1 protein-coding gene is annotated in these 1,295 nt (G+C 55.8%); it reads left to right on the top strand.

The features are described 5' to 3' along the window. A partial coding sequence (locus HMPREF9538_RS13450; RefSeq protein WP_009485152.1) for a host specificity factor TipJ family phage tail protein occupies nt 1-1,295 on the top strand: 1,295 nt, incomplete at both ends.

Genomic DNA, 1,295 nt, shown 5'->3' with positions numbered 1-1,295 from the left:
GTCATTCGTCATTAATGCTACCTGGAACGACGGCGGAACAAGCGTCACACGGAACGTCACCGGCGCCGGGAATATCATCTCCTCTGAGAGCTTTATTGGCGACGACACGCTGTCGTACACGACATTCTATATTGGCGAACTCTCCGGAGAGATTACGTCTCTTCCGGGCAATGCGGTCATCAACCCGACGCTGTTCACGCTGAATGACCAGACCCCTCTGGTTATCGGACCGTCAGTGTCGCCGATCGTCTCCACTCAGGTCTGGGTGCATGTGTTGGTTCAGCTCGGCGCGACTGCCGGCACTACGCGTTACCGTATTAAATTCTGGATGGTTGACGCTGACAACAATCAGGTGCCGGGGACGTCTGAACAGTACGATTATTTCTTCGATAACGACTTCCAGGTGACGACCCGGTATTTCCGCACAACGCACAAGTTTGTCCCGGCTTCCGGGGCGGGGCGCTATGCGGTGACAATCGAGCGACTCGACAACAGCAACGATGCCAATGTCGTGACGCTGATGGCGATCCACGCGGTTAACGTGCGCGAAAACGTCGTCTATCCGGAAGACACGATTGCCCGCATTACGATCAAGGGGTCGAACGACAGCAACTCAAACCGCGAGCAGAAGTACAACATGCTGGCGCAGCGGCATACCATCAGCTACGACCGGACGACAGGCGCGGTCGATTATACGCTACGGCCGAGTAGGTCGTTTGCTGATGCAATCCTTCACGAATGGGTGGTTGTGGGTAAGCAGGATGTGGCGAGCATTGACGTTGCCGCTCTGTATGCCATTGCCGATTCGCTGTCGGATGAAGCGCTTGGGTATTTCGATTACACCTTCTCGGATGAGAAACAGCCTCTTGGTGAGCGCATAGCGACGATCGCCAATGTGGCTCGCGTTGACGGAAATAACATCGGCGATGTGCTGACATTCTGGCGTGATGAGAAAGTGACAAATCCCGATGCGGTATTTGCGCGCTCAAACCTGTTCTGGGACGAGTACAAAGTCGCCTGGCAAATGTCTCTCCCCGGTGGTTACGACGGCGTGGCGCTGGATTACGTCGACCCGCTGACGAACAAGAAGGCGTACATCTATCTGCAGATCGATAGCAGCGGCATCACTGAGGTTGAGGATGCCACTGTTAACGCGATGCAGATCAGCCTGGACGGCTGCCGAAACGCAACTCAGGCAAACGACCGGGCCTGGCTTGAGGCGAGGAAAATCCTTTACTCACGCCTGACAATGACGGTGAAAGTGCTGGAGTCGACGCAGGGGGGGCGAGGTACGG

The sequence above is a fragment of the Klebsiella sp. MS 92-3 genome (genome assembly GCF_000195655.1).
GTDB classification, from domain to species: Bacteria; Pseudomonadota; Gammaproteobacteria; order Enterobacterales; family Enterobacteriaceae; genus Klebsiella; species Klebsiella pneumoniae.
This window is presented reverse-complemented; position numbering and strand designations above follow the sequence as displayed.